The 917-nt window shown below is 56.5% G+C and carries 1 protein-coding gene; it reads right to left on the bottom strand.

The window, feature by feature from the left end; all coding sequences use genetic code 11:
- Nucleotides 1-79 precede the first annotated feature (79 nt).
- The coding region (locus tag JCM12296_RS35215; RefSeq protein WP_246805354.1) for a reverse transcriptase domain-containing protein at nucleotides 80-917 on the bottom strand (838 nt) is incomplete at its 5' end.

Raw genomic sequence — 917 nt, 5'->3', positions numbered from 1 at the left:
AATCGGGTAGCCGGGGGTATTTCTCCCCCAGCCCCCACAACACCCAGCATGCGGGTCCGCACTGGGCGTTTCACCAAGCTTACCGGGCCGTAGCCGGGTAATGGATGTTCACCCACAGCTCTTTGACAGATAATACGCCTTGATCCTTGAGCCACTGGTTGGTCATTCCGGTCTGGGTTGCCAGCGTTCGTGACAAGTGCCACGGACCTTTACGGCTGATCGCGGTGAGTATGGCGGCCTTCTTGGAGGTTCCGAGTTTGAGCAGATGGCGGACTTTCGTGCGGGCGTAGCGCCATTGTTTCCAATAGCACATGCGTAATCGTCGTCTTAGCCAGTGATCGATTTCCGGGAGCGGACGGTAATACTCCGATATACCAAAATAGTTCATCCAGCCCCGGAGATACTGCGCCAGCTTCTCGAGTCGGTAATCCATGGAGACAAACCAGCTCCTGCCGGTCAATTTTCGCAGCCGATATTTGAACGTCTTGAACGCTTTGTCCGACCAACGGATTTTCTTACCGTTGAAGGTGAAGCCGAGGAACGTGGCTTGGTCGGTCGGAGCAACCTGGCTTTTGGTCATGTTCACCTTGAGTTTTAGCTCCCGTTCGATAAAGCGCTTGATCCCGGTCATCACTCGCTCGGCGGCTCGCCGACTTTTCACGAAGATGAGAAAGTCGTCGGCATACCGCACGAACCGGTGGCCTCGGTGTTCCAGCTCTTTATCCAGGTCGTCAAGGACAATGTTGGCCAAAAGCGGCGATAACGGCCCCCCTTGCGGAACCCCTTCCTGGGTCTGTTGAAGGCGGCCGTTTTGCATCACCCCGGCGCGCAGGTATTTGCCGATCAGCTTCAGGACGCGCTTATCACGGACCTTCCGGGCCACACGGTGCATGAGCACGTCGTGGTTGACCGTATCG

The sequence above is a fragment of the Desulfosarcina cetonica JCM 12296 genome, assembly GCF_001311845.1.
Lineage (GTDB): Bacteria > Desulfobacterota > Desulfobacteria > Desulfobacterales > Desulfosarcinaceae > Desulfosarcina > Desulfosarcina cetonica.
This window is presented reverse-complemented; position numbering and strand designations above follow the sequence as displayed.